This window comes from Micromonospora sp. LOL_021 (genome assembly GCF_048060215.1).
Lineage (GTDB): Bacteria > Actinomycetota > Actinomycetes > Mycobacteriales > Micromonosporaceae > Micromonospora_E.
In genome coordinates this window covers 156,619-179,508 of record NZ_JBHMIN010000005.1, presented here as the reverse complement: position 1 = coordinate 179,508, position 22,890 = coordinate 156,619, and the positions used below count along the sequence as shown (strand labels likewise).

The window sequence follows — 22,890 nt, the reverse complement described above, 5'->3', positions numbered from 1 at the left end:
CAACCACAGCACCACCAACCACAGCACCACCAACCACAGCACCACCAACCACAGCACCACCAACCACAGCACCACCCACTCAGACGGTCTTCGCCATCAACGCTGGCGGCAGCGTCTTCACCAGCTCGGACGGCACCGCCTTCGCCGCCGACACCGGCTTCTCCGGCGGCTCCACCTACACCGTCAGCGACTCCATCAACGGCACTACCGACGACGCTCTCTTTCAGAGCGAACGCTACGGCAACTTCAGCTACTCAGCCGCAGTGCCGAACGGCTACTACACCGTCACCCTCTACTTCGCCGAGGTCTACCACACCGCGGCCGGCCTCCGGAGCTTCGACGTCCTCATGGAGGACGCCGAACAGGTCAGCGACCTCGACATCTTCGCCCGAGTCGGCGCGGACACCGCCTATACCACCCAGAGCTCCGTGGCAGTCGGCGACGGCACCATCAACATCCAATTCGTATCCAACGTCGAGAACGCAAAGGTCAACGCCATCAAAGTCGCCCGCGCCAGCAACCCCGGCGACCCAGTGGCCGCCTTCACCATCACCCCGACCAACCCCAAACCCGGCGACACCATCACCGTCGACGCCACCGCATCCTATGACCTCGACGGCACCATCACCGCCTTCCGCACCGACTACGGCAACGGCACCGTCAAGACCGGCGCAGTCACCACCCACCAGTACTCCGCTGCGGGCACCTACACCGTCACCGTCACCGTCACCGACAACGACGGCCGCACCAACTCCCTCGCCAAGTCGGTATCGGTACGAGCCGCGTCCTCGAAGCCGCGGATCATCAACACGACCGACCTGGGGGCTGACCCGGACGACCTGCAGTCGCTCGTTCGCATGCTGGTGATGGCCAACGAGGTGGACCTGGAAGGCATCATCGGCAGCACCAGTTGCTGGCGGCCGACGCAAAGCTCCTCCAACATGAGCAACCTGCTCAATCCCCGGCTGAACGCGTACGGTCAGGTACTGTCCAACCTGCAACGGCACGCCGACGGATACCCGAGCCTGTCGTACCTGCAGTCCATCTCGAAGCTGGGTCAGACCGGCTACGGCATGGACGCGGTCGGTTCGGGTAGGGACACCCCCGGCTCGGAGCTGATCATCGCTGCGGTGGACCGGGACGATCCCCGACCGGTTTGGGTGAACTTCTGGGGTGGCGGCAACACTTTGGCGCAAGCGGTCTGGAAGGTACAGAACACTCGCAGCCAGGCAGAGGTCAACCGGTTCATCAGCAAGCTCCGGGTGTACGACATCCTCGGTCAGGACGATGCTGGCGCGTGGTTGACGAAGAACTACCCGAACCTCGTCTACATCCGTGCAAAGAACCTGGTGTACAGCTGGCAGCCGTCGGACAGTTGGTTGGACTCCAACGTCCAGAACCACGGCCCCCTGGGGGCGCAGTACCCGGACAAGCAGTGGGCGACCGAGGGTGACACCCCGGCGTTCCTGCACCAGATCGCGAACGGGCTGACCGATCCGGACCACGTGGACTGGGGCGGCTTTGGCGGTCGGTTCGGCCCGGCCGAAAGGTCCGCTGTACGTGGTATGTCCTGCAGCGGTCGGCTCGACCACGAGCCGTCGTTCGACCCCTACTACATGTACACCGACGCGCCGGAGGGTGGCAGCTCGATCAACCGGTGGAGCACCGCCATTCACAACGACTTCGCGGCCCGGATGGACTGGAGCATCACCAGCAGCTACTCCGGCGCCAACCACCATCCGATCGCCGTGCTCAACGGTGACACCACCAAGGATGTCCTGGAGATGTCCGCCTCCGCTGGCTCCAGTGTGAACCTCAGCGCAGCCGGCTCCAGCGACCCGGACGGCAACTCGCTGGCGTACACGTGGTCGTACTACGACGAGCCCAGCTCGTACAACGGCAGCGTGTCGATCAGCAACAGCTCTGGTACCTCGGCCACGGTGCAGATCCCGTCGAATGCAGGCGGGCAGAGCATCCACATCATCCTGCAGGTACGTGACAACGGATCGCCCAACCTGTACTCCTTCCGGCGGATGGTGATCAACGTCCGATAGGTCAGGTCAGCCGCCGGCCGTGGGGACGGAGCGGCGGCCAAGGGGCGCCTCCCAGGCAGGACGCTGTTGGTCCGCCTGGGAGGCGCCCTGCTTCCTGTGGTCCGACCGGCCAGCACCCCCGCCACCCATTGACATGTTTCGTTGTATCGTTCGAAACTTATCGCTGTGGCATCCGCGATCTTCGATCGATGTCGCAACCATCACCTAGCCGGAAGGGAGAGCCCTGGTGATCCTCAGCTCGGGCCACTCGAAGATCCGTTCGGCGGTCGTCATGCTGTCCACAGCAGCCCTCGCGGTCGCTGGAGCCATGACAGTACTGGCGGGAACCCGCGCCGCCGACGCCGCCGTCGGCGCCCTCGCCTTCGCCTCGGATGTCGAGGATGAGGGCGCCGACTGCCCCGTACCCAATCCAGGTTCCTTCAGCCCCAGCTCCCGACTTCCAGATCCGTTCCGGAAAATCGACGGTTCGCGGATCACCACCAAGGCCGAGTGGGTATGCCGGCGGGCCGAGATCCGGGAACAGGCCGAACGGTACGTCTACGGTGACAAGCCAGCGAAGCCGGCCACCGTCACCGGCACCGTGACCAGTTCCAACATCACGGTGAACGTCTCGCACAACGGCCGCAGCTCCAGCTTCTCGGCCAGCGTCGAACTGCCCAGCGGCGCCGGACCCCACCCGGCCGTCATCGTCTACGGCGGTTTCGGCGCGGACACCGCCACCATCCGGTCCGCCGGTGCCGCCGTGATCAGCTTCGACCCGTTCTCCGTCGGCCAGGAAGGCACCGGACGCAGCAACAAGCAGGGTGCCTTCTACAGCATCTACGGCTCGTCCAGCAGCACCGGGCTGCTGATGGCCTGGGCGTGGGGCGTCAGCCGGATCATCGATGTCATCGAGCAGTTCGGCGGCAACATCCTGCGGACCGACATCGGCGTCACCGGCTGCTCCCGGTTCGGCAAGGGGGCCTTCGTGGCCGGCGTCTTCGACCAGCGGGTGGCGCTGACCATGCCGATCGAGTCGGGCAGCGGTGGCGCACCGGCCTTCCGCGCGATCGCCCAGGAAGGCGGGGCACAACCGCTGAGCAGCGCGTACGGCGAGCAGCCATGGCTCGGCGACGCGTTCGGCTCGTACACCGGCAACCCGGCCGGCCTGCCGGTGGACACCCACCAGATGGTTGGCATGGTCGCCCCACGTGGCCTGTTCATCATGGAGAACCCGCACATCGACTGGCTGGCGGCCCAGTCCGGCAGCGTCGCCGCGCTCGGTGGCGCCGAGGTCTACCGGGCGCTCGGGGCGTACGAGAACATCACCTACTGGTCCGCGGTCTCCGACGGCACCCACTGCGCCAGTCGGTCGGAGTGGCGCGCCCCGCTGCAGCAGCACATCCAGAAGTACCTGCTGAACACCGGCAGTGCGGCCGGCACCTTCCGGATCGCCAGCAACAAGTCAGGAAACCTGGCCCAGTGGCGGGACTGGACGACGCCGACCCTCGCCGACGGCCCGACCACCCCGCCCCCGACCACCGCTCCACCCACGACCCCACCACCCACGACCCCACCGCCGACCACCGCTCCACCAACTACCGCTCCGCCGACCACCCCACCGCCGCCGACCACACCGCCGCCGGCTGGCGGCTGCACGGCGACGGTGTCGATCAACCAGTGGCCGGGCGGCTTCGTCGCCACCGTACGAGTGACCGCCGGCTCCTCGCCGGTCAACGGTTGGTCGGTCACTATGGCCTTGCCGTCGGGCGCCAGCGTGACCAACGCCTGGAACGCCAGCCGGAGCGGCAACAGCGGCACCGTTCAGTTCAGTAACGTCAGCTACAACGGCAACATCGGTGCCGGCCAGTCGACCGAGTTCGGCTTCCAGGGCACCGGCACCGGCACCGGCATGACCCCCGCCTGCTCAGCCGGGTAAAACGCTCGCGGAACCAGTGAGGACCTCGTCGCGGGCGCGTCGGCGGCGAGCCGGCCACACCCACGGCGAGGTCCTCACTGGCACCTGGATCGAAACACCCCTAGGTCGCGGGCAATCCTCAGCGGGTTACCAGGGGGAACAGCCCCACTGCTCCTGGATTGTGATCAGTACCGGCATGCTCTGGGTCACCACGCCATCCGTCAGCGTCATCTCGGCCCGGTACTCCCCGAAGTCCAGCGGCGGCAGGGTCATCGCGACCCAGGCCATGCCGACGTACCGGTCACCGTTGGACCCCGGCGCGATCGGATGTGGCAGGCCCCAGTCCGTACCCTCGGGTAGACCGTGCATGTCGACGTGCAGGGGCGATGACCACGAGCCAGCGACGAATGCGATGAAGTACGTGAAGTTGGATTGGCCAGCCGGAAGGCATACACGCTGCTCATAGTCGGACAGATGCCAGGTCGCCTGCGAGGTTCCGGCGGCAGGTGCCGCCGCTCCCGTGCCGACGGCCGCCGACGCGGTCGATGGACTTATCGCCAAGGTCAGCGCCAAGCCGGTTGCCACGGCGAGCGCCATCTTGACTGAGCGGGTCAATCTCACGATGAGCCTCCTTCGGTGATGCGGCCTCGGACGACCTCCAACCCCAGAACCCGGTCCGCACCCGGTTCGCCGCCCTCGTGCACGGAGTATCACGTGGATACTCCTCGAACACCACGCACCTCTTGGGTATCCCCTACATCCACACCAGCATCGATGTTGCTGAATCAGTCTGCTCGTGCTGAAATGACTCACATCGCCGCAGCGTGGGGGCAACCGCGCTGAGAACGGCCAGCCGGGAGCATCGCAGCGTCGACAGCGCGGCACCTGGCAGACACCCGCGCCGCACCGCCCGACGGGCTGCCCGTCAGCAACATCCACTCTGGTCTGCCAAGGCATCGAATTCGGCGACGAGGTGAGAAGTAGCCATGGTTTCCCGGGAAAGATTTGCCAGCTGGTACCGAAACCGCTTTGCCTGGGTGGCGGTGATCCTGCTCGCGACGTCGGTCAGCGTGGTCGTACTGGTCGACTCGGCCGACCCCGACCTGACACCGGCGGATCTGCGCGGACAAATCATGACCCGGATGCGCGTTACGCTTGAACAGGCGGACCCGGAGCAGCACAACCACGCCGGACACATCGTGCAGGCGGCCAACGGGGACGAGCCGGCACCGGCGGTGATCTGCGGGGTCCACGTCTACGGCCACGAGCCGGCCGACGTCGACAAGCTCGCCGACGTACGGACCGTCTACGGCTTCCACCTGTGCGGGGTCGCCGGACCCGACCGCCCCTGGGACGTCGCTCCGAAGCTCGCCGGTCCGGTGATCATGGACCTGTCCACCGAGCCACCGGGGATCCAGGTGGTCGAGGCCACCGCTGAGATCATGTTCGTCGACCGGCTGCGGCAGATGTTTCCGGCCAAGTACGCGGAGCTGGCGATGAAGGAGGCCCTTGCCGAAGCGGAGATGGTCGATCTGCGTCGCCGTTACGACGCCGCAGCCGGACTCTGACCACGCCGAACGGAGCGCCGACGGCGCCGACGGACGTCCTGTGGTGGTCGGGACCTTGGTCCCGACCACCACGGGTGTTCCGCCTCAGGCGCCAGGAACCGCCAACGCGGGAAGCTGATCTCGTCACAGCGAGATACGAGTCGCGGAGGCGACGATGACCACCACCCAGCACACCAGCCGCCGGTCGATCGAACGGCCCCTCGAGCGCGCCGAACTTCCCGGCGCGATGCTGACCACCACCGCCGCCCGGGCCATGGCCGTGCTGCGGATCTCCACCGGGTTCGTCTTCCTCTGGGCGTTCCTCGACAAGACCTTCGGCTTCGGCTTCGCCACCCCGGCCGAGCGGGCCTGGATCAACGGCGGCTCGCCGACCAAGGGCTTCCTCTCCTCGGTCGAGGTCGGCCCGCTGCAGTCGTTCTTCCACTCGATCGCCGGCACCTGGTGGGCCGACACCCTGTTCATGACCGGTCTCGGCGCCATCGGCATCGCCCTGATCGCCGGCATCGGGCTGCGCGTCGCCGCCGCTTCCGGTGCCCTCATAATGGTGTTCATGTGGCTCGCCGAGTTCCCGCTCGACCGCGTCACCGCCAGCGGCGAACCCGCCCACGCGACCAACCCGCTGATCGACTACCACATCGTCTACGCGGTCGTCCTGGTCGTCCTCGCCGCCGCGTACGCCGGCCACACCTGGGGTCTCGGCCGGCGCTGGGCGAAGCTGCCCTTCGTACAGCGCAACCGCTGGATGATCTGACCCTCCCTCCCCCCCATCGGTGTGCCGGACCGCCCCGCGGTCCGGCACACCGGCGTCTGAGGTACCGGGCGTCGGATTCCCAGGCTGGGTCGATCCCCGGGCGCAGTGGCTCTGGGCGCTCAAGCCGGCGGACAATGATCTGATGCGCCTGGTGTCGTTGCTGCCGTCTGCGACGGAGATCGTCTATGCGCTCGGGCTGGACGACGATCTCGTCGGGGTGACCTTCGAGTGCGACGAGCCGCCGACCGCCCGGCGGGACAAAGCCATCGTGGTCGGCGGTCGGGACACCCGTGGCATGACCCCGGCGGAGATCGACAGCTACGTCAAGGGCCGGATGGCTGCCGGGGACGACCTGTACACGCTGCACGCCGACGCGCTGGCCGACCTGGCACCGGATCTGATCCTGGCCCAGGACCTGTGCCGGGTGTGCGCGCTGCCGTCCGGCCAGGTGTCCGACGCCCTCGACTATCTCGGTTGCCGCGCCGACGTGCTGTCGCTCGACCCGTACACCCTCGACGAGGTGCTCGACACCATCGTGGCGGTGGGCGAACGTACCGGCGTACCGGATCGGGCCGGCCGGCTCGTCGCCGGCCTGCGCCGCCGACTCGCGGCGGTGGCCGCCGCGGTCGCCGGTACCGCCGCACCCCGGGTGGCTGTGGTGGAGTGGGTCGACCCGCCGTTCACCGCCGGCCACTGGGTGCCCGACCTGGTGTCGGCCGCCGGCGGTAGCCCGGTCGCCGCCCGTCCCGGTGCCCGCTCCACGCAGACCAGCTGGGACGCCTTCGCCGCCGCCGACCCGGAAGTCGTGCTGGTGGCACCGTGTGGTTTCCATCTCGACGGGGCCGCTCAGCAGGCCCGGGTGGTGGCGGACCGGATGCCGGGCGTACCGGTGTGGGCGCTCGACGGGGACTCCCTCGTCGTCCGGCCCGGACCGCGGCTGATCGACGGGGTCGAAACCATCGCCGCCGTGCTGCACCCCGACCGGGTGCCGGCCACACCGGCCGGCACGGCCACCCGCGTCGCCTGATCGGGGATCCAGTGTCGGACCCGGCGACCGCGCACGCAGGGCTGAGATCGTCGTTGGCTGGGTATGGGTGCCAGTAGCGCAGGGACCTGCCGCCGATCCGAGGAGAACCTGTGACCGACCAGCGACAATCCCCACCGACCACCACCGACGCCGGCGTACCGGTCGCCAGCGACGAACACTCGCTCACCGTCGGCCCGAACGGCCCGCTGCTGCTGCAGGACCACTACCTGATCGAGCAGATGGCGAACTTCAACCGGGAGCGGATCCCGGAGCGGCAGCCGCACGCCAAGGGTGGCGGCGCGTTCGGCGCGTTCCAGGTGACCAGCGACGTCAGCGCGTACACCCGGGCAGCGGTGTTCCAGCCCGGCACCGAGACCGAGGCGATCGTCCGGTTCTCCACCGTCGCCGGGGAACGGGGCAGCCCGGACACCTGGCGCGACCCACGCGGCTTCGCCGTCAAGCTGTACACCAGCGACGGCAACCTGGACATCGTCGGAAACAACACGCCGGTCTTCTTCATCAAGGACCCGATGAAGTTCCAGCATTTCATCCGGTCGCAGAAGCGCCGGGCCGACAACAATCTGCGCGACCACGACATGCAGTGGGACTTCTGGACGCTGTCGCCGGAATCCGCGCACCAGGTCACCTGGCTGATGGGCGACCGGGGCATTCCGCGTACCTGGCGGCACATGAACGGGTACGGCAGCCACACGTACATGTGGATCAACGGGCGGGGCGAGAAGTTCTGGATCAAGTACCACTTCAAGACCGACCAGGGCATCGAGTTCTTCACCCAGGACGAGGCGGACCAGATGGCGTCGGCCGACACCGACTACCACCAGCGGGACCTGTTCGAGCACATCGCCGCCGGGCAGTTCCCGTCCTGGACGCTGTACGTGCAGGTGATGCCGTTCGAGCAGGCCCGGACGTACCGGTTCAACCCGTTCGACCTGACCAAGGTGTGGCCGCACGGCGACTACCCGCTGCACGAGGTCGGCCGGCTGACCCTGAACCGCAACGTCACGGACTACCACACCGAGATGGAGCAGGCGGCCTTCGAGCCGAACAACGTGGTGCCCGGCACCGGGCTGTCCCCGGACAAGATGCTGCTGGCCCGCGGGTTCAGCTACGCCGACGCGCATCGCGCCCGGCTCGGCGTCAACTATCGGCAGATCCCGGTCAACTCGCCGAATGCGCCGGTGCACAGCTACTCCAAGGACGGCGCCATGCGCGTGCGCAACGTCACCGACCCGGTGTACGCGCCGAACTCGTACGGCGGACCGCAGGCGCAGCCGAATCTCACCGACGACGGCGGCACCTGGTACGCCGACGGCGAGATGGTCCGGGCGGCGTACTCGTCGCACGCCGAGGACGACGACTGGGGTCAGGCCGGCACCATGGTCCGCCAGGTGCTCGACGACGCGGCTCGCGACCGCCTGGTCGACAACATCGTCGGCCATCTGCTCAACGGGGTGAGCGAGCCGGTGCTGCAACGCGCCTTCGAGTACTGGCGCAACGTCGACAAGAACATCGGCGACCGGGTGGCCGCCGGAGTGCGGGCCAAGCAGGATGAGAAGGACCCGAAGGCGGCCAAGCAGGCCAATCCCGCCCGGTCCAGCATGCAGGCCAAGGCCTGACCCATGGCGGTACGGCGGACCGGCGGGCCGCCGTACCGCTCGGCGCGGCGCCGGTCCCGCCTGGTGTTCACATGTCCACCGCGAGGCAGCCCGTTAGGATGCGAGCATGAGTTCAGAGGCTGTCGGCAGGCACATGCCCCCGATCGTAAGTCTCGACGACCTCACCGCGATGATGGCTGCCGACGAACACCACCGGTACGAGATCAGCCCCGAGGGAGTCCTCTCGATCATGCCGCCCCCGGGGTACGCCCACGCGATCATCGCGACCCGGCTGATGGTGTGGCTCGCCGCAGCCGGTGTCCCCACCGATCAGATCGCACAGGCGGTGGGACTACGCATCCCCGGCCGCGCCGGCATCGGCGGGCGCATCCCCGACCTTGTCGTCTGGAGCAAACCTCAGGCCGATGCGGTCTGGCTGCCGGTCGCCGACGTACTCCTCGTCGCCGAGATCGTCTCACCGGGCTCCGAAGGCACCGACACGGTGACCAAACGCAATGAGTACGCGGCAGCCGGCATCCCCCAGTACTGGGTGGTTGACCAGGACACGGCTCAGACCGTGACCGTGCACCGGCTGGACGGCGACCACTACGCCGTACAGGCAAGCATGCCGCTCGCCTGGCTCCTCAACACCAGCCCGGCCGAGCACGGCCTCGGCTGATCCCGGTCGGGGTACCTCGACCCGACGCTGTGGATCATCGGCGGTCCCGCGACCGGACGCGGTGCCGGCGGACGGCGAGCCACAGCCCGCTGACGGCGGACATCGCCGCGCTGATCAGCAGCCAACGGGTCAGGTACGGCTGCTGGGTCAGGCCGGTCGCGGCGGTGAACGTGTCACCGCCGAGCCGCAGGATGCCCGGCAGGTAGACGACGAACAGCAGCGCCGCGCCGAGCGCCGGCACCCGGACGTGGTTCACCACGGACAGCCGCGCCGGACGGCTACCGTTCCCGACATCCGCCTGGGTCCCGGTGAGCAGCGCCCGGTCGGCGGCCGCGTAGACCGGGAACATGACCAGGTCGTGGACGATCACCGCAGCGACGAACCAGATCAGCATCCGTACGGCGGTCGCCTCGCCGGCGAGCCTCAGCACCACCCAGCCGGCGACCGCGAAACACCCCACCAGCAACAGCAGGTGCCACAGCGGCGCCCCGTAGCCGGCCCGGAACCGGGCGGTCACCAGCTGCGTGCTCCGGTCACCCATCACCGTCACCGTCCCGGCTGAACTCGATGGTCGCCACCCATTTGGTGCAGTGCACGCCGGGCAGGGCCGGCACGATGATCCGGGCCGGGAAGCCGTGGTCGAGGGAGAGGTCGACCCCGTTGACCCGCAACGCCAGCAGCGAGTCCGGGTCCAGCACCTGGTTGGCCTGCAGGGTCGCCTTGTTGAACAGGCCACCGCGCTGGATCGAGGTAACCCGGGCCGACGCCGGCTCGGGCACCCCGGCCTCGGCGGCGAGGTCGCGTAGCCGTACCCCGGTCCAGGTCTGCAGCGTCGACCAGCCCTCCACGCAGGCGATCGGTAGCCGCGCGGTGTGCGACGGCATGCCGAGCAGCTGTTCCCGGCTCAGGCTCACCACCCGGCCGTCGGCACCGCGCAACTCCAGCCGCCAGCCGTCGCCGGTGTCAGCCGGCCGGATCCCGGCCGCTGCGGCGGTACGGTTGACCGGAAAGCCGTTCGGCCCGTCACCGGACGGCCGACCACGGGGCAGCAGCAGGGCCAGCCGCCGCCACGGACCGTCCATGCTCTGCCCGGCGGTGAGCACCGCCAGCAGCAGCGACCCACCGCCGACCAGGGCGAGCGCTCCCCGGCGGCTGATCGTCGCCGGGGCGGGGCGCGCAGCGACCAGGCCGTCCGGGTCGGGCGGCTCGGGCCGGGTGTCGGCCCGCGAGGTGCGCAGTTCGGCGCGCAGCGACCGGGACCGCAGCGCGGTGACCATCCGGGGCAGCTTGAGTACGACGTGGACGACGAGCGCCGCGGTGAACACCCACGCCCCGAAGTAGTGCGCGATGTAGAAGTCGAACCCGAACAGGTACGCGTACTGCACGTTGAGCACACCGGTGACGGTCTGGAACAGGATCCCGCCGACCAGCAGCAGCAGGGAGATCCGCTCCAGCGCCTGCGCCACCGACCGCACCGGCGGCCAGGCGAACAGTTTCGGGATCACCGACCACAGTTTGGCCAGGATCACCGGGATCAACGCGATCCCCAACGCGACGTGCAGGCCCTGGCTGACCCGGAACAGCCAGGACGGGCGGGTCGGCCAGTCGAAGTACGGCAGCCGCAGCCAGCCGACGTCGCGCGGGAACGCCTGCCCGAACTGCGGCCCGTAGGCGATGTAGTCGAGCAGCCCGGTGAACATCACCACCGGCAGGCCGATCAGCAGGACGAGGCCGAGGACCGAGGTCAGCCAGGGGCCGCGCAGCGGGCTGCGCCAGCGGCGGGCAACGTCGAACGGGCCGGCGGGGGTAGGACCGGCGGGGCCGGAGCCGGGGTCCGGAGCCGGATCGGTGGTGGCGGCCATGTACCGGGACGCTAGTTCGCGACGACCCGGTCAGGGCACGGTTCGACGATTACGGAATTCTGACGGCTGGCCGGAACCGGGTCGGCGACCCGCCGACCGGCCATACCGTGAGCGGATGCGGATACTGCTCACCGGCGCGGCCGGGTTCATCGGATCGCACGTCGCCGACCTGCTGGTCGACGAGGGACACGAGGTGGTCGCACTGGACGCGCTGCTGCCGCAGGCGCACGGCGACGAGCCACCCGACTGGGTCCGCCGGCACGACCTGGTACGCGGCGACGTCCGCGACGGCGAACTGTTGGACCGGCTGCTGCCCGGCGTCGACGTGGTCTGTCACCAGGCGGCGATGGTCGGCCACGGCCTCGACCCGTCGGACGCGCCGGCCTACGCCGGCCACAACGACTACGGCACCGCGGTGCTGCTGGCCGCGATGCACCGGGCCGGCGTGACCCGACTGGTGCTGGCCAGCTCGATGGTGGTGTACGGCGAGGGCCGCTACACCTGCGCCGGGCACGGCGTCGTCCGGCCGGCACCGCGCCGCCCCGACGATCTGGCCGCCGGCAGGTACGACCCGCGATGCCCCCGGTGCGCCGGTGAACTGCGCTGGACGCGGGTGCCGGAGGACGCGCCGCTGGAGCCGCGCAGCACCTACGCGGCGAGCAAGCTCGCCCAGGAGCATCTGGCGGCGGCGTGGGCGCGGCAGACCGGCGGCGGTGGCTGGGCGCTGCGCTACCACAACGTCTACGGCCCCCGGATGCCGCGCGACACCCCGTACGCGGGAGTGGCGTCGCTGTTCCGGTCGGCGTTGGCCGCCGGGCGGGCACCGCAGGTGCTCGAGGACGGCCGGCAGCAGCGGGACTTCGTCCACGTCACCGACGTCGCCTGGGCGAACCTGCTGGCCATGGTCGCCGACCAGCCGGCCGGCATGGTCCCGGTGAACGTCTGCTCGGGTGAACCACACCCGGTCGGTGAGCTGGCCCGGCAGCTGGCGGCGGCGATGGGCGGGCCGGAGCCGGTGATCGTCGGCGGCGCCCGGCCGGCGGACGTACGGCACGTGGTCGCCGACCCGGGCCGGGCGGCGCAACTGCTCGGCTTCACCGCCCGGGTCGGTTTCGCCGACGGGGTGACCGCGTTCGCCACCGACCCGCTGCGGGAGCCGGCCGCCCTGCAACGTGCGCCGGCTGCCCTACCGGTGCCGGCCTGAACCAGGCCGGCGCGCCGCTGGCGCCGGCCCGGGACCCGGTCAGGAGAAGGTCAGCAGCAGGTGGTTGACGGCCAGCGCGGTCGCTGCCTGCCCGGCCAGCCACCAGCGGCGTGCGCCGGCCGGTAGGTGGGCGGTGGCGACCAGCAGCCACACCACGAACGGCAGCCAGATCCGCTCCACCTCGGCCTTGCTCAACCCGGACAGGTCGGCGGCGACGATCGCGGCGGCCGCCGCCAGCGGCAGCACCACCGTCGGCCGTGCGGCGGCCCGCAACCCGGCGAGCAGCCGTCGCCCGCGCGACGCGCCGGACGGCTCGGTCGGGGCAGCAGGTACCGTCGGCGTGGCCTGCCGTACCGCCTGCCGGGCCGCCCCGATCGTGCGCCGCAGCGCCGGCCCGACGACCAGGCCGGCGGAGAGCAGCATCGCCGCCAGGTTGGCCCACACCCAGTAGCTGTACGGACGCTCGGCCGCCCAGCCCTGGTAGTACCGCTCGACGACCAGTTGATAGCCCTCCCACCACCAGAAACCGGCGGCGGTGAACGCGACCACGACTGCGGCCACCCCGGTGCCGGCGATCAGCAACGCCGGCAGGAACCGGCCGGGCCGCATCGCCAGCACCGCCAACGCCAACGGCCCGACCAGCACGAACCCGTACGACAGGTGAAGCGCGAAGCCGAGCAGCAGACCGCCGGTGAGCAGCGCCGCCGGGTGGCGGGCGGCCAGCAGGGCCAGCCCGGCGGCGACCACCCCGGTGAACACCCCGTCGCCGGACGAGCCGATCCACACCGCGCCGGGCAACAGCACCAGGAACGGCAGTACGGTGCGGGCGGCGTCCTCGGCGCCGAGCCGGCGCAGCGTCGCGGGCACGCTGACCACCATGGTCGCGCCGATCAGGATGCAGGCCAGGCCGGCCGCGGTGCCACCGCCGAGGCCGATCCGGTCCAGCCAGACGAAGACCAGCAGCGCCCCCGGCGGGTGGCCGGCGGTGTGCGTGGACCAGGAGCCGGGCTGGAAGTCGATGATCCGGTCGCTGAACCCGGCCAGCATCGCCGGGATGCTGGTGATCCGGTGCACCTCGTGCAGGTACTCGGCCTGGTTGGTGAGGCGTTCGGTGACCCCGGCGGTCCAGCCGTCGATCAGGGCCAGCGACAGGATCCAGACCACCGCGGCGAGGTAGCCGACACCGAGCAGCCGGCCCCAGTTGGCGGCACGCGCCCACCGTACCCCCCAACCGACGACCACGACGGCGACCGCGACCGCGAGCGGCGTGCCCCAGCCGACGTGCGGACGCCAGAACGCGTACAGCGGTGCGGTCTCGGCGTAGAGTCCGACGCCTCGCCGGTTGAGCACCACACCGACGACGGCTGCGGCGGCGATCAGCGCCAGCTCGACCCCGAGCACGATCAGGTCCGCGCGACCGGACCGCCGGGTGGCGGGTTCTGGTGTCATGACCACCGGACAGTACGGCCTGCGCCGGCACCCGGACCGGGCAACGGCCGGACCGTAACCCTCCGGTAAGAATTGCCGCCCGTAAGACTTCCGTAAGCGCGGAACGCCACCCGACCGGGGGCGGTTCGTCCTAGCGTCGGCGGTATGCCGACACCGATCGACGTGGTGCTGCCCTGCCTCGACGAGGCAGCCGCCCTGCCCGGCGTACTCGCCGAGTTGCCGCCCGGCTACCGGGCGGTGGTGGTGGACAACGGGTCCCGGGACGGCTCCCCGCAGGTGGCCGCCGCGCACGGCGCCCGAGTGGTGCACGAGCCCCGGCGCGGGTACGGGGCCGCCGTGCACACCGGCCTGCTGGCCGCCGAGACCGAGCTGGTCTGTGTGCTCGACGCGGACGGGTCGTTCGATCCGGCGGAGCTGCCGGCGCTGGTGCGCCCGGTCGCCGACGGGCACGCCGAGCTGACCGTGGGACGCCGCCGACCGGTGTCGGCGCGGGTCTGGCCCTGGCATGCCCGGGCCGGTACGGCGCTGGTCGCGGCGCTGCTACGGCAGCGCGGCGTACCGCTGCGGGACCTCAGCCCGATCCGGGTGGCCCGCCGCGAGGCGCTGCTCTCGCTCGGGGTCACCGACCGGGCCTTCGGCTACCCGTTGGAGCTGATGATCCGGGCCGCCGGTGCCGGGTGGCGCATCGTCGAGCTGGACGTGACGTACGCGCCCCGGGCGGCCGGCACCCGGTCGAAGGTGTCCGGCTCGGTACGCGGCACGCTGCGGGCGACCCGCGACTTCGGTCGGGTGTTGCGCACCGTGGACGGTGCCCGTTGACCGTCCTGCTGGTGATGGCGAAGACACCGGTGGCCGGGCTGGTGAAGACCCGACTCTGCCCGCCGGCCACTCCCGCGCAGGCCGCCCGGATCGCCACCGCCGCGCTGCTGGACACGATGGACGCGGTCCGTGCGACCGGCGCGGCCGGTGCGGTGACGCCGGTGCTGGCGCTGGCCGGCCGGCTGACCGACGCCGACGCGTACCCGGGTGCCGCTGAGGAGCTGGTCGTGGCGACTGCCGGCTGGCGGGTACTGCCGCAGCGCGGGGACGGGTTCGCCGACCGGCTGGCCAACGCGCACGCCGACGTGGCGGCGGCGTACCCGGGTCGGCCGGTGCTGCAGATCGGGATGGACACTCCGCAGCTGACCGGTGCGGCACTGACCGCCGCCGTCGAGACGCTGACCGGTGCCGGTGGGGCGCCGACCCAGGCGGGTGGGGTGCGGGCCGGCACCGGCGCGGTGCTCGGTTGGGCGGCCGACGGCGGCTGGTGGGCGCTGGGTCTGACCGATCCCCGGCATGCCGAGGTGCTGCGGCGGGTGCCGATGTCGACCCCGCACACCGGGCGCGACACCTGGTCGGCGCTGCGCGCGCGAGGGCTGCGGGTCGCGCCGCTGCCGGTGCTGCGCGACGTCGACGAGTGGCGCGACGCGCTGGCGGTGGCCGACGCGGTCCCCGGCAGCCGGTTCGCCGGTCAGGTGGCGGCGGTGGGCGTGCCGGCCCTGGCCCGGATACCGGTGCCGGCCGTCGGGGCGCGACGGTGACCGCCAACGTGCCCGGCCGGTACGCGGCGGACCACGGTTTCGCCGCCGCGCTGCTGGCTCCGGCGGCCGGCGGACACTGGCTGGTGCAGGGTGACGGGGTCCGCTGGCGGCTGCCGGTGGAGCGCTGGCACGGGCCGGTGGAGCCGACGACCGATGCGGTGGTGGCCCGGTGCTGTGGCCCGACCCTGGACCTGGGCTGCGGGCCGGGCCGGGTCACGGTGGCGCTGGCCCGGGCCGGGGTGACCGCCGTCGGGGTGGACGTGTCGGCCCGAGCGGTGGCGCTGACCCGGGCCCGGGGCGGGGTGGCGATCCACCGTGACCTGTTCGACCGACTGCCCGCCGAAGGCCGGTGGCGGCACGCCGTACTGCTGGACGGCAACATCGGCATCGGCGGCGACCCGGTGGCGCTGCTGCGCCGGTGCCGGTCGTTGCTGCATCCGCTGGGCACCCTGCTGGTGGAGCTGGATCCGCCCGGGGTCGGGCTGTGGCGCGGGTACGCGCACGTGGTCAGCACCGCCGCCGGGGGCCGGCCCCGGCTGGGGCCGGCGTTCCGGTGGGCACGGCTGGACACCGACGCGGTCCGGGCCGCTGCGGCCGCCGGTGGGTTGACCGTCCGGGAGGTGTTCCGCGACGCCGGCCGGTGGTTCGGTGAACTGGCGGTGTCGCGGTGAGTGGCTACCGCCCGCCGGCCGACACCGCGCCGTCCGACACCGCGCCGTCCGGCAGCGGGTAGCGCAGCACCAGTGGATCGGCCGACAGATTGTGCCGGGCGAGGAACTCGCGTACCTGCGGTTCGACGGCCGGGCCGGTCAGCGCGGCGAACCGCTGGAGCATCGCCGCGACCGCGCAGACCACGGCGAGCTCGACCAGTTCGTCGGCGTCGAAGTGGTCGATGGCCGGCTGCACCTGCCGCCGGGGGGTCACCAGCGGCACCTGGGCGGAGAGCCAGGCCAGCCGCAGCGCCGCGCGTTCCCGGTCGTCGAAGACGCCGCCGTCGTCGGCACGGCCGGTGGCGGCGGCCACGCAGCGGTCGATCCGGGTCACCGCGTCCGACCGGTCCGGTGCGGCGGTGAAGGCGAGGTAGCCCTCGGCGGCGGCCAGGTAGCCGTGGTCCCGGGCGACGGCCGACACCCGGGCCATCAGGTGCTTGAGATCGGCGGGGATCCGCGAGTGCGGCCGGTCGCGCATCAGTTCGACGTACAGGTGACAGTGCCGGCGGCGCTGCGCGGCCGGCCAGGCCCGCACCCAGGCCGGGACGAAACCCAGCTCGCGTTCGGCGTAGGTTTCCGGGTCGCCGACGAGTTCGTCGTAGCCGGCCATCAGCTGCGGCAGGGTCGGCCCGCCGGACGGCAGCTCGTGGTCGAGGTTGCGCGGGTTGGTGTCGCCGACCGCGTGCCGGCCGGCGGTCACGCCCCGGGCACTGGCCGTCGCCGCCCAGTCGCCCTCGATTTCCAGGCCGACCAGGTCGTTGAACACGTTGAGGAAGCCGAACGACGCCACCACCATGGTGAGCGCGTCCATCCTGGCCTGGGCGTCCCCGTCGCCGTGGCGGGCCTGGTCGACGGTGTCCCGGACCTTCGCCAACGCCTCCGGGGTGACGGCGTTGCGGGTGGCCCGGGCCGCCAGGTCGGTCAGGGTAGCTTCGTGCGGCCCGACCGCGCTGTCCGGTTCCGCCGGGCCGGTCGCGCCGGGTACGGCGACGGCGTGGGTCATGCAGTAGGAGCAGCCGTGCGCGCGGGACGTCGCGTAGGCGACCTCGGACATCACCGCCCGGCCGAGCCGTTGCCCGCCGGCCTGCACGGCCGCCGCGTTCTGGCAGTAGACGAACAGCTTGTAGGCTGCCGGCCAGCGGTGCAGGTAGGCGAAGGTGTTGGGCCAGAAGCCGAAGAACCTCCGGTACATGTGCAGGATCGGCCAGGTCTGCGGGTCGGGGTCGTGGGTGCCGTCACTGGTGGGGATGACTGTGGACAGTGCGAGGTCGGCCGCACCGTCGGCCAGCTCGTCGTCGGTGTACGCGTCGAGGTCCAGGTCGCCGCGGTGTGGTGCGGTGGTCAGGGCGGCCAGCCGGCCGGTCGCGGCCAGCCGGTCCAGGTCGTCGGCGCTGCCGACGTGGTAGTCGCCGAGGAAGATCTGCGGGACGGTGTACGCGCCGGAGAAGTAGGCGCTGGCGTTCGCGGTGCGGGCGTCGGCGGTGACGTCGTACGACTGGAAGTCGATGCCTTCGCCGGTGAGCGTCCGCTTGGCCCGGGCGCAGAAGACACAGTCGGGCTTGGTGAACGCACGCACGGTCGGTCGGGTGGGCAGGGACGGGTGCACGATAGAGCCTCCTTTGGCTGCGGTTACCGGGCCCCGGGGCGCTTCATTGAGCATACACTCATTGAGTTTCTACTCAACGAATCTGGTCGAGGATGTGGAGGACCATGGCAACCAGTCGGCAACAGGCCGCCGAGCAACGGCGACGGCAGCTGCGTGAGGTCGCGGTACGCGTCTTCGCCCGGCAGGGCTTCGCGGCCACCACCACCAAGCAGCTCGCCAAGGAAGCCGGCGTCGCCGAGGGCCTGCTGTTCCACTACTTCCCCACCAAACTCGACCTGCTCAAGGACGTGGTCTCCGAGTACGGCGGCTACCGGCTCGCGATCGGCGACGTCCTCGACCCGCTCGACCCGGACGACCCCCGGGCCGCGCTGGCCGCCTACTGCCGGGCGCTCCTCGCCCACCTGCGCGAACACGCCGACCTGATCGCCGTACTGGCCGGGGAGAGCCAACTCGACAGCGACCTGTCGAACGTGTTCTGGGACGTGGTCGGCGACATGCGGGCCGGTCTGGCCGGGTGGCTCGACCGGGCGGTGCGGGCCGGTTCGGTACGCCCGGATGCCTCGACCACCGTCGCGGCGCACCTGGTCACCTCGACGCTGTCGCTGTTCTTCCTGGAACACCGGCGACTGCCGGAGCGGCAGTGGCGTACCCGGGCAGCGGAGCACGTCGCCGCCGTGGTGGACAACACGCTCGCCGGCCTCGGCGCGGCACCGGCATCCGGCACCGCCGCCCGGGTGGACCGGCCACCTGCCCCACCGAGTTGATCTTCCGTTGGTCGCAGACCGTCGTTCAGCCAGCTGACGCCCGGCGCTCACCACCGGGCGCGACGTTGCTCGGGTGACTGACGATCCCCTGCGTACCCACCAGCCGGAACACTCCGAGAACCCGCCGCACGGTACAGCGCCCGGCCGCCTGCAACGACGTTCCCTGCTGCAGGCGGCGCTCGCCGCGCCGGCCGCCGGCGCCGCCGCCACGGTGATCGGCGCTCCCGCCGCCACCCCCGCCGTGGCCGCCGCCGGCGGGCCGTTCGACCCGGCGAGCCCGAGATTCGCGCTCGCCGTGCTGCCCGACACGCAGTACCTGTTCGACGCCGACAGCTCCGACCCGGAGCCGCTGAAGGCCACCTTCCGCTACCTCAACCAGGAGCGGCGGGACGCGAACATCGCGTTCATGACCCACCTCGGTGACATCACCGAGCACGGCAGCGAACACGAGATCGACCTCGCCAGCGACGCCTTCCGCACCATCGACGGCCGGCTGCCGTACAGCGTGCTGGCCGGCAACCACGACATCCGTGGCGGCGACGACCAGCGCGGCGACAGCGTCTACCTGCGCGCCTTCGGACCACACCGGTTCACCGACACACCGACCTTCGGCGGTGCCTCGCCGGACGGCTACAACAGCTACCACGTACTGCGCGCCGGCGGCCGGGACTGGCTGATCCTGGCGCTCGACTGGCGGGCCTCCGACAACGGTCTCGCCTGGGCGCAGGGCGTCATCGACGCACACCGTACGCTGCCGGTGATCCTCACCACCCACGACCTGGCCTGGGCCGACGACGCCGGTGCGGCCCAGCTGTCCGGCCACGGACAGCGGCTGTGGGACCGGCTGATCCGCGACAACGACCAGATCTTCCTCACCCTCAACGGCCACTACTGGCCGCCCGGGCGGACCACGCTCACCAACGCGGCCGGCCACGACGTGCACGTGCACATCGCGAACTACCAGGACCGCTACTACGGCGGGGCGGGCATGATCCGGCTCTACCATTTCGATCTGGTCCGCAACGTCATCGATGTGGAGACCTTCGCACCCTGGTTCCTCACCCGGAATCCGGCGAAGCGGACGCCGCTGCAGGCCGAGACGGTCGAGCTGACCGGCCCGGTCGACCGGTTCAGCGTCGAGGTCGACTTCGCGGCCCGGTTCGACGGGTTCGCGCCGGTGCCGCCGCCCGCACCCCGGCCGCCGGTCGCGGTGCTGCGCCACACCACCGTCGGCTACTGGCGCTTCGACTCGGCCGGCTTCGGCGCCGGCACCGGCAGCCCGGTCGCCGGCAACCCGGTGCTCGACGGCACCGTGGTGCGCGACCTCAGCGGCAACGGCAACGACCTGACCGTGGGCCGGATCGGCGCCGGCACCGCCGACACGTTGACCTTCTCCGACGAGCACCACAGTGGCCAGCCGGCACACGCCAGCCTGCGCTTCGACGGCGGCAAGGGACCGGACCGGGGCGCCATCCTGCGGGCCGGCCCGGACGCGCCGATCAACGGCATGAAGTTCCGCGACGGCTACACCATCGAGGCGTTCGTCAAGCTGCCCGACCCGTACCAGGGCGACCACGCCTGGATGGGCATCCTGAGTTGGGAGGGGCGCAGCGGCGACGCCGGCAAGACCACCGGCTGGTCCCCGCTGGAGTGCACCTGCAGCCTGAACATCTCCCCCGAGCGCTTCCTGCAGTACGTCGTCTACGCCGACGTGCAGGACGCCGACCCGACGTCGTGGAGCCACGCCCTGCCGCCCGGCCGGTGGATGCACCTCGCCGTGGTCAACGACTCCGAGCAGACCGTCGTCTACGTCGACGGGTCGAAGATCGCCCGCAACCCCACCCAGCCCTCGACCGGGATCGCCACCCTCGGCCTGCCGTTCGTGATCGGCGCGACCTCGTTCGACCTGCAGTACGGGCAGGGCTTCTACGGCTGGATCGGTGACGTACGGATCACCGAGAAGGCGCTGCGCCCGCACCAGTTCCTGCACCCGTACGGCTGACCGGGCACCGTCGGCGGCTGAGGACACTCAGCCGCCGACGGTCGGGTCCGGCTCAGTGGTCGGTGGTCGACGTGAGGGCGCTGCCGATGAGAACCTCAGCGGCGGCGCGCGCGTGAGCGGCGGCGGCGTTGTCGCCGGCGATCGCGGTGGTGGTCTGTACGCCCTCGGCGAGAATCGCGAGTTGGGCGGCCAGGGTCGCGGATCCGCCGGCTTCGGCGACCAGCGCCGCCACCCGATCCTGGAACTCGGCCTTCTGCGCCCGGACGAACTCGGCGACGCGTGGCGTGGTCCCGCCCAGTTCGCCGAAGGTGTTGATGAACAGGCAGCCACGGAAGTCGTCGTCCGTGGCCCACTGGGCGAGCCCGTCGTAGATGGCGAGCAGCTTGTCGCGTGGCGTGCCGCCGCCGGCCAGGGCGGCGTCCACCAGGTCGTTCCACATTCGCTGCCGGCGGGTCAGCACCTGCTCGACCACAGCCTCCTTCGACCCGAAGACCTGGTAGAGCCGTTTGAGCGGGACTCCCGCCTCGGCGCGCAGCGCGTCCATGCCGACAGCCTGCACGCCCCGGGCGTAGAAGAGCTGATCGGCGGCGTCGAGCACCCTGCGCCGCACCTCGTCGTCGGTCAACGCCGGCATGTCTCCTCCTTCAGGTCGGGCCGCCACCCGGCTGACGGCTGTCGCCGGTGACGAGGGTCACCGGCGGATCGTCGACGTCCGACTGGCGGAGAGAACGGTCGTTCTCTACGGTATGACACAGCGAGCGAGAACGACCGTTCTCGCGCCGAGCGACCGGAGGTCGTCATGCCGTACATCACCGTCGGCCAGGAGAACAGCACCAACATCGACCTCTACTACGAGGACCACGGCCAGGGACAGCCGGTGGTGCTCATCCACGGCTACCCGCTGGACGGGCACTCCTGGGAGAAGCAGAGCGCGGCGCTGCTCGCCGCCGGCTACCGGGTCATCACCTACGACCGACGCGGCTTCGGGCAGTCCAGTCAGCCCACCGTCGGATACGACTACGACACCTTCGCCGCCGACCTGAACACCCTGCTGGAAACCCTGGACCTCACCGACGTCGTGCTGGTCGGATTCAGCATGGGCACCGGCGAGGTGGGCCGCTACCTGAGCCGGTACGGCTCGACGCGGGTCGCCAAGGCCGCGTTCCTGGCCTCGCTGGAGCCGTTCCTGCTGGCCACCGACGACAACCCGACCGGCGTGCCGCAGGAGGTCTTCGACGGCATCCTCGCCGCCGTCACCGCCGACCGGTACGCCTACTTCAGCGACTTCTACCGCGACTTCTACAACACCGACGAGACGCTCGGCGGCCGACTCTCCGAGGAGGCACTGCGCAACAGTTGGAACGTCGCGGCCGGCGCCGGGTGGTTCGCCTCCAGCGCGGTCGTGCCGACCTGGCTCACCGACTTCCGGGCCGACATCGACCGGATCGACGTGCCGGCACTGATCCTGCATGGCACCGCCGACCGGATCCTGCCCATCGACGCCACCGCCCGTGAGTTTTACAAGCGGTTGCCGAAGGCCGAGTACGTCGAGATCGACGGAGCCCCGCACGGCCTGCTCTGGACCCACGGGGCGGAGGTCAACACCGCGCTGCTCGCCTTCCTGGGCAAGTAGACCGGGCACGCCGGAGCGGGTGGACCGGGTACCGACGCGCCGGGTGCGGGCAGGTCCAGGTGAGCCTGCCCTCACCCGGCGTACGGGGTCGCGTCGGTCAACGCCACCACCCCCGGCAGCCGGGTGTCCTGTCGCTGGAACTGCACCACCACCGGCTCCGACGAGGTCAGTACGCAGCCGAACGGTCGGCCCAGCCGGATCGGCTCCGGGTCGATGAGGTCGTTGAGCCGGGCGTGCCGGATCCGGCGCGCCCACACCACCCAGCGGTACGGCCCCGCCGGCTCCTGATCGTCGTAGTACACGGTCAGCTCGACCTCGGCGTCGACGTCGCCGGCGTTGAGCAGGCAGAGCTGGTCGAAGCTGGTGAACTCCGGCTCGTCGCCGTTGCTGACCGGCGGGATCCGCCCCCCGGCCACCGCCCAGACGCGGGCACCGATGCCAGCCATCACGCCTCCTCGCCGGCCACTGCCGCTACGGTCGGTCGCGAC

At 71.0% G+C, this 22,890-nt stretch carries 21 protein-coding genes; 14 read left to right on the top strand and 7 right to left on the bottom strand.

The window, feature by feature from the left end; translation table 11 throughout:
- Both ACFHWT_RS06605 and ACFHWT_RS06600 read left to right on the top strand, forming a co-directional pair.
- A partial coding sequence (locus ACFHWT_RS06605) for a nucleoside hydrolase-like domain-containing protein (RefSeq protein ID WP_416593668.1) occupies window positions 1-2,054 on the top strand: 2,054 nt, incomplete at its 5' end.
- A gap of 226 nt (window positions 2,055-2,280) precedes the next feature.
- Window positions 2,281-3,972 (top strand): cellulose binding domain-containing protein, encoded by a 1,692-nt coding sequence (locus tag ACFHWT_RS06600; protein ID WP_416593667.1) that lies wholly within the window; start codon window positions 2,281-2,283, stop codon window positions 3,970-3,972.
- 126 nt (window positions 3,973-4,098) lie between these two features.
- Here the strand turns inward: ACFHWT_RS06600 and ACFHWT_RS06595 are convergent, their stop codons facing one another.
- Window positions 4,099-4,548 (bottom strand): DUF5980 family protein, encoded by a 450-nt coding sequence (locus ACFHWT_RS06595; RefSeq protein ID WP_416593666.1) that lies wholly within the window; start codon window positions 4,546-4,548, stop codon window positions 4,099-4,101.
- A 389-nt stretch (window positions 4,549-4,937) separates the two neighbouring features.
- Between ACFHWT_RS06595 and ACFHWT_RS06590 the strand changes: the two genes are divergently transcribed.
- The 5 genes from ACFHWT_RS06590 to ACFHWT_RS06570 all read left to right on the top strand — a co-directional run bounded on the left by ACFHWT_RS06590 (window position 4,938) and on the right by ACFHWT_RS06570 (window position 9,592).
- A complete protein-coding gene (locus ACFHWT_RS06590) occupies window positions 4,938-5,519 on the top strand; it encodes a hypothetical protein (protein ID WP_416593665.1) in 582 nt (193 codons plus the stop codon).
- 154 nt (window positions 5,520-5,673) lie between these two features.
- Window positions 5,674-6,270 carry a hypothetical protein gene (locus tag ACFHWT_RS06585; protein WP_416593664.1) on the top strand — a complete coding sequence of 199 codons (597 nt, stop codon included), beginning with the start codon at window positions 5,674-5,676 and terminating at the stop codon, window positions 6,268-6,270.
- A gap of 142 nt (window positions 6,271-6,412) precedes the next feature.
- Complete coding sequence (locus ACFHWT_RS06580; RefSeq protein ID WP_416593663.1) at window positions 6,413-7,297, top strand: ABC transporter substrate-binding protein; 885 nt, start codon at window positions 6,413-6,415, stop codon at window positions 7,295-7,297.
- Between the two features lie 110 nt (window positions 7,298-7,407).
- Complete coding sequence (locus tag ACFHWT_RS06575; protein ID WP_416593662.1) at window positions 7,408-8,934, top strand: catalase; 1,527 nt, start codon at window positions 7,408-7,410, stop codon at window positions 8,932-8,934.
- 106 nt (window positions 8,935-9,040) lie between these two features.
- Window positions 9,041-9,592: a Uma2 family endonuclease gene (locus ACFHWT_RS06570; RefSeq protein ID WP_416593661.1), complete on the top strand. Its 552-nt coding sequence runs from the start codon at window positions 9,041-9,043 to the stop codon at window positions 9,590-9,592.
- A gap of 34 nt (window positions 9,593-9,626) precedes the next feature.
- Here the strand turns inward: ACFHWT_RS06570 and ACFHWT_RS06565 are convergent, their stop codons facing one another.
- Window positions 9,627-10,133, bottom strand: coding sequence for a hypothetical protein (locus ACFHWT_RS06565; protein ID WP_416593660.1), 507 nt, complete (start codon window positions 10,131-10,133; stop codon window positions 9,627-9,629).
- Window positions 10,126-11,454, bottom strand: coding sequence for a molybdopterin-dependent oxidoreductase (locus tag ACFHWT_RS06560; protein ID WP_416593659.1), 1,329 nt, complete (start codon window positions 11,452-11,454; stop codon window positions 10,126-10,128). Before ACFHWT_RS06560 ends, ACFHWT_RS06565 begins: the two co-directional genes overlap by 8 nt.
- Window positions 11,455-11,569: 115 nt before the next feature.
- On the opposite strand from ACFHWT_RS06560, the gene ACFHWT_RS06555 reads away from it, so the two are divergent.
- On the top strand, window positions 11,570-12,658 hold the full coding sequence (locus tag ACFHWT_RS06555; RefSeq protein WP_416593658.1) for an NAD-dependent epimerase/dehydratase family protein: 1,089 nt from the start codon (window positions 11,570-11,572) through the stop codon (window positions 12,656-12,658).
- Window positions 12,659-12,697: 39 nt separating this feature from the next.
- Here the strand turns inward: ACFHWT_RS06555 and ACFHWT_RS06550 are convergent, their stop codons facing one another.
- Entirely contained in the window at window positions 12,698-14,107 is a 1,410-nt protein-coding gene (locus tag ACFHWT_RS06550; RefSeq protein WP_416593657.1) for a hypothetical protein, read from the bottom strand.
- Between the two features lie 144 nt (window positions 14,108-14,251).
- Here ACFHWT_RS06550 and ACFHWT_RS06545 point away from each other — a divergent pair, with 144 nt between their 5' ends.
- From ACFHWT_RS06545 to ACFHWT_RS06535, 3 genes are read left to right on the top strand one after another with little or no spacing between them, the layout of a single operon-like run.
- Entirely contained in the window at window positions 14,252-14,926 is a 675-nt protein-coding gene (locus ACFHWT_RS06545) for a glycosyltransferase family 2 protein (protein WP_416593656.1), read from the top strand.
- The gene (locus ACFHWT_RS06540; RefSeq protein ID WP_416593655.1) at window positions 14,923-15,687 is read left to right on the top strand and encodes a TIGR04282 family arsenosugar biosynthesis glycosyltransferase; all 765 of its coding nucleotides are present in this window, start codon (window positions 14,923-14,925) and stop codon (window positions 15,685-15,687) included. Before ACFHWT_RS06545 ends, ACFHWT_RS06540 begins: the two co-directional genes overlap by 4 nt.
- Window positions 15,684-16,358, top strand: a complete 675-nt coding sequence (locus ACFHWT_RS06535) for a class I SAM-dependent methyltransferase (protein WP_416593654.1) — start codon at window positions 15,684-15,686, stop codon at window positions 16,356-16,358. The genes ACFHWT_RS06540 and ACFHWT_RS06535 overlap by 4 nt, the downstream gene beginning before the upstream one ends.
- Window positions 16,359-16,362: 4 nt before the next feature.
- On the opposite strand, the gene ACFHWT_RS06530 is transcribed toward ACFHWT_RS06535, so the two are convergent.
- Window positions 16,363-18,003, bottom strand: a complete 1,641-nt coding sequence (locus ACFHWT_RS06530; RefSeq protein WP_416593653.1) for a glutaredoxin domain-containing protein — start codon at window positions 18,001-18,003, stop codon at window positions 16,363-16,365.
- Between the two features lie 104 nt (window positions 18,004-18,107).
- Between ACFHWT_RS06530 and ACFHWT_RS06525 the strand changes: the two genes are divergently transcribed.
- Together ACFHWT_RS06525 and ACFHWT_RS06520 are read left to right on the top strand one after the other, a co-directional pair.
- Window positions 18,108-18,767, top strand: a complete 660-nt coding sequence (locus tag ACFHWT_RS06525) for a TetR/AcrR family transcriptional regulator (protein ID WP_416593652.1) — start codon at window positions 18,108-18,110, stop codon at window positions 18,765-18,767.
- A 73-nt stretch (window positions 18,768-18,840) separates the two neighbouring features.
- Window positions 18,841-20,769, top strand: coding sequence for a LamG-like jellyroll fold domain-containing protein (locus ACFHWT_RS06520; protein ID WP_416593651.1), 1,929 nt, complete (start codon window positions 18,841-18,843; stop codon window positions 20,767-20,769).
- A 52-nt stretch (window positions 20,770-20,821) separates the two neighbouring features.
- Here ACFHWT_RS06520 and ACFHWT_RS06515 read toward each other — a convergent pair whose 3' ends face one another.
- Window positions 20,822-21,403 (bottom strand): TetR/AcrR family transcriptional regulator, encoded by a 582-nt coding sequence (locus ACFHWT_RS06515; protein WP_416593650.1) that lies wholly within the window; start codon window positions 21,401-21,403, stop codon window positions 20,822-20,824.
- Between the two features lie 165 nt (window positions 21,404-21,568).
- On the opposite strand from ACFHWT_RS06515, the gene ACFHWT_RS06510 reads away from it, so the two are divergent.
- A complete protein-coding gene (locus ACFHWT_RS06510) occupies window positions 21,569-22,402 on the top strand; it encodes an alpha/beta fold hydrolase (RefSeq protein ID WP_416593649.1) in 834 nt (277 codons plus the stop codon).
- A 71-nt stretch (window positions 22,403-22,473) separates the two neighbouring features.
- Here ACFHWT_RS06510 and ACFHWT_RS06505 read toward each other — a convergent pair whose 3' ends face one another.
- Window positions 22,474-22,848, bottom strand: coding sequence for a sensory rhodopsin transducer (locus tag ACFHWT_RS06505; RefSeq protein ID WP_416593648.1), 375 nt, complete (start codon window positions 22,846-22,848; stop codon window positions 22,474-22,476).
- Window positions 22,849-22,890: the final 42 nt, after the last annotated feature.

What these genes read in the sequence shown, in the direction of transcription:
- ACFHWT_RS06595 (WP_416593666.1), bottom strand. Translation starts at nt 4,548, where the DNA reads ATGGCGCTCGCCGTGGCAACCGGCTTGGCGCTGACCTTGGCGATAAGT.
- ACFHWT_RS06590 (WP_416593665.1), top strand. Translation starts at nt 4,938, where the DNA reads ATGGTTTCCCGGGAAAGATTTGCCAGCTGGTACCGAAACCGCTTTGCC.
- ACFHWT_RS06585 (WP_416593664.1), top strand. Translation starts at nt 5,674, where the DNA reads ATGACCACCACCCAGCACACCAGCCGCCGGTCGATCGAACGGCCCCTC.
- ACFHWT_RS06580 (WP_416593663.1), top strand. Translation starts at nt 6,413, where the DNA reads ATGCGCCTGGTGTCGTTGCTGCCGTCTGCGACGGAGATCGTCTATGCG.
- ACFHWT_RS06570 (WP_416593661.1), top strand. Translation starts at nt 9,041, where the DNA reads ATGAGTTCAGAGGCTGTCGGCAGGCACATGCCCCCGATCGTAAGTCTC.
- ACFHWT_RS06565 (WP_416593660.1), bottom strand. Translation starts at nt 10,133, where the DNA reads ATGGGTGACCGGAGCACGCAGCTGGTGACCGCCCGGTTCCGGGCCGGC.
- ACFHWT_RS06560 (WP_416593659.1), bottom strand. Translation starts at nt 11,454, where the DNA reads ATGGCCGCCACCACCGATCCGGCTCCGGACCCCGGCTCCGGCCCCGCC.
- ACFHWT_RS06555 (WP_416593658.1), top strand. Translation starts at nt 11,570, where the DNA reads ATGCGGATACTGCTCACCGGCGCGGCCGGGTTCATCGGATCGCACGTC.
- ACFHWT_RS06550 (WP_416593657.1), bottom strand. Translation starts at nt 14,107, where the DNA reads ATGACACCAGAACCCGCCACCCGGCGGTCCGGTCGCGCGGACCTGATC.
- ACFHWT_RS06545 (WP_416593656.1), top strand. Translation starts at nt 14,252, where the DNA reads ATGCCGACACCGATCGACGTGGTGCTGCCCTGCCTCGACGAGGCAGCC.
- ACFHWT_RS06525 (WP_416593652.1), top strand. Translation starts at nt 18,108, where the DNA reads ATGGCAACCAGTCGGCAACAGGCCGCCGAGCAACGGCGACGGCAGCTG.
- ACFHWT_RS06515 (WP_416593650.1), bottom strand. Translation starts at nt 21,403, where the DNA reads ATGCCGGCGTTGACCGACGACGAGGTGCGGCGCAGGGTGCTCGACGCC.
- ACFHWT_RS06510 (WP_416593649.1), top strand. Translation starts at nt 21,569, where the DNA reads ATGCCGTACATCACCGTCGGCCAGGAGAACAGCACCAACATCGACCTC.
- ACFHWT_RS06505 (WP_416593648.1), bottom strand. Translation starts at nt 22,848, where the DNA reads ATGGCTGGCATCGGTGCCCGCGTCTGGGCGGTGGCCGGGGGGCGGATC.